Consider the following 2,160-nt stretch of genomic DNA (forward strand, 5'->3'; position numbering starts at 1 on the left):
GGTGGTAAGATATGACGTATGAGTTTATTCCAACATTAATTCAAACAACAACTTGGGAAGCATATACGTGGGAAGCTTTAAGGGATTCTCTAAGTGGTAAAGTTTGGGAATTGATTAAAGCCGAAAATATTGATGAAATCTTCAACCTTATTAGGGATGAAGTTGGAGGACATGGCGAAGAGGAGGTTAAGAAGAGAATTAGAGAATTCATTAGTGATGCTTTAAACGCTGAGGGGGTTGTAACAGCATACGATGAAGTTTACCAGGATATAGTTCTGGCAATTCTGGATTTAGAGTAGCAAACCATAAAATCATTATTTTTTAGGTGGTTTAATGCTGGAGGGGATGTTAAATGAAGACTTAAAGAGAAATATAAGAGAAAGCTTAGTTTATAGCGTTTTCACATCGCTTAGTGGAAACTATCAGAGGAGGCTTGTGATTCATAATTTTTACCACAGCCTCAACAAGAAGGCAGTTCTATATAATGATGAGATGCAAAATGAAATTGGGAAAGCATTAGAACAGTTGGAAAAACTGCAAACCCCATAAGCTAATCTTTTTTGGGTGGTTTCATGGAGGTTTTGCTTAGAGATGTGAGTAGTAATATTAACATTCTTATCAGGAAGGCTAAAGTAGTTAAGCTACATAGCAAGTACCCCATGTACTGCATATCTAACCACTCCACATCAATAACTATATTCAGTTCCAAGGAGGCTTATGAGGTGTCGAAAGCCTTAAACGTGAAAGTGTTTGAAGTTATTAATCCGCCGCAGTTTAGAAGCCTGCTTGTTATTCCAAACATACCTCTAAATTAAATTATTTCTTTTTTGGGTGGGATGGTGGAGGCTAGTGGGGAAGTTAATGTTGGAGAGGTGGATTTAAACACGTTCATCAGGTACAAGCCTAAATTTGTTCGTATAGAGGTAAACGAGGAAAAAATTCTTGGGGTTGCGAGTAAAACGCAGAAGGTAGGGGGTAAAACTGTTAATTTCAACATGGTTTTTGAAACAAAAATACCAATAACAATAACTGTGATAAGGTGGAATACTAATGAGGAGCGTACACCAGCATATATACGGATATATGAGACTGACAACTTGCTTACCCTGTTAGCCCACAAGCCTGAAAGACTTGAGATCGAGTACTGGGCTAACAATAGTTGCCAGCTACTTGAGGATAAGGGGTTAAAGAATGAAACAATAGTGATCCAGGGGGTAAAAGGGAAGAAGACATATACCGTAACATATCATAACCTGTATGAAACACCATTCCAGAGGCTTGCTATATTCAAATAATTTTTCTTTTATGGGTGGTTTCATGCCTAAATGTCCTAAATGTGGGGAGGAAATAGATACGTTGATTTATTGGAGGTGGGAGGAGTCCGAGTATTATATGTGGATTCCAGAGGGAAGTGAGCGACCAGAGTTGGAGCGGATACCTAAATTTGATGAAGACTATGATGAGGGATATGAGTGTCCAGAGTGCAGAGCATTACTGTTCAAAAGTCGGGGAGAAGCAATAGATTTCCTCAAATCTGAAACAAACCCATAATTTTTTATGGGTGGTTCTATGGCTAAATGTCCTAAATGTGGAGGGGAGGTAGAGTATTTAGAGGTTTACTGTAAGGGTTGGGGTACATTCCATTTTGACGGTGAAAAATACAAGTATGTAGGTGGTTTCACAAGAATTGAAAGCATATATATCTGTCCAGATTGCGGCAAAATCCTCTTCACCGATGAGGGGGAGGCAGCTAAGTTTTTGAGGAAAACTAAATAAATGTGAGATACTTTTTTTATGGGTGGTTTTATGGTGAAAGTCAAGATGGTAGTGGATGCGGAATCTATGGAAACAGTTCTTGAATATCTCCTCCTGAACTTAGAGGAGGAGCTTTCCTTCATGCCTAAAGAGAAAGCTGAGGAACTCCGCAGAGCAATTAAGACAGTACGTAGAGCGTATTTAAGTGGAGAAGTTGTGGAGTGAAGGGGAATTCTCCAAATTAACTATTATTTTTTGGGGTGGTTGTATGGCTAAATGTCCTAGATGTGGGGAGGAAATAGATACGTTGATTTATTGGAGGTGGGAGGAGTCCGAGTATTATATGTGGATTCCAGAGGGAAGTGAGCGACCAGAGTTGGAGCGGATACCTAAATTTGATGAAGA

7 protein-coding genes are annotated in these 2,160 nt (G+C 39.1%); all 7 read left to right on the top strand.

Annotated elements, in window-relative coordinates; all coding sequences use genetic code 11:
• Positions 1 to 11 precede the first annotated feature (11 nt).
• The 7 genes from MRT15_RS11095 to MRT15_RS11125 are packed head-to-tail and all read left to right on the top strand — an operon-like array spanning position 12 to position 1,980.
• The gene (locus MRT15_RS11095; RefSeq protein WP_304330264.1) at positions 12 to 299 is read left to right on the top strand and encodes a hypothetical protein; all 288 of its coding nucleotides are present in this window, start codon (positions 12 to 14) and stop codon (positions 297 to 299) included.
• A gap of 34 nt (positions 300 to 333) precedes the next feature.
• Positions 334 to 549: a hypothetical protein gene (locus tag MRT15_RS11100; RefSeq protein ID WP_304330266.1), complete on the top strand. Its 216-nt coding sequence runs from the start codon at positions 334 to 336 to the stop codon at positions 547 to 549.
• Positions 550 to 572: 23 nt separating this feature from the next.
• A complete protein-coding gene (locus MRT15_RS11105; protein WP_304330268.1) occupies positions 573 to 815 on the top strand; it encodes a hypothetical protein in 243 nt (80 codons plus the stop codon).
• A gap of 21 nt (positions 816 to 836) precedes the next feature.
• Positions 837 to 1,295: a hypothetical protein gene (locus MRT15_RS11110; RefSeq protein WP_304330269.1), complete on the top strand. Its 459-nt coding sequence runs from the start codon at positions 837 to 839 to the stop codon at positions 1,293 to 1,295.
• A 22-nt stretch (positions 1,296 to 1,317) separates the two neighbouring features.
• Complete coding sequence (locus MRT15_RS11115; protein ID WP_304330270.1) at positions 1,318 to 1,551, top strand: hypothetical protein; 234 nt, start codon at positions 1,318 to 1,320, stop codon at positions 1,549 to 1,551.
• 18 nt (positions 1,552 to 1,569) lie between these two features.
• The gene (locus tag MRT15_RS11120) at positions 1,570 to 1,776 is read left to right on the top strand and encodes a hypothetical protein (protein ID WP_304330272.1); all 207 of its coding nucleotides are present in this window, start codon (positions 1,570 to 1,572) and stop codon (positions 1,774 to 1,776) included.
• A 30-nt stretch (positions 1,777 to 1,806) separates the two neighbouring features.
• Positions 1,807 to 1,980: a hypothetical protein gene (locus MRT15_RS11125; protein ID WP_304330274.1), complete on the top strand. Its 174-nt coding sequence runs from the start codon at positions 1,807 to 1,809 to the stop codon at positions 1,978 to 1,980.
• Positions 1,981 to 2,160 lie beyond the last annotated feature (180 nt).

Origin of the sequence: Candidatus Culexarchaeum yellowstonense, from assembly GCF_024707025.1 — an archaeon.
GTDB lineage: Archaea > Thermoproteota > Methanomethylicia > Culexarchaeales > Culexarchaeaceae > Culexarchaeum.